Here is a 231-nt window from a genome sequence, read left to right on the forward strand (position 1 = left end):
ATTGAGGTAATAGCTATCTGCTAATTCAAGATTTAGAAATCCCTTACCGACGTTAAAGCGTTCTACCACATCAACATTATCTTGCAGATATGCACCTATTTGTTCACCAATAACCACAGGATTGCCCTTAACCAGACGCAACATTGGAAATACTACAACAGTAATATCACCAGCAAATTCTTTGCGAGAGGCTTGAAATTCGACCGTTTCAATATTGGCCTCATATAATGT

1 pseudogene is annotated in these 231 nt (G+C 38.1%); it reads right to left on the reverse strand.

Annotation, left to right across the window (positions count from 1 at the left end):
* Window positions 1-231: pseudogene (locus ACRHOC_RS15285) on the reverse strand (arginine--tRNA ligase); the annotation flags it as partial.

This window comes from Winogradskyella poriferorum, assembly GCF_050618035.1.
Lineage (GTDB): Bacteria > Bacteroidota > Bacteroidia > Flavobacteriales > Flavobacteriaceae > Winogradskyella > Winogradskyella poriferorum_A.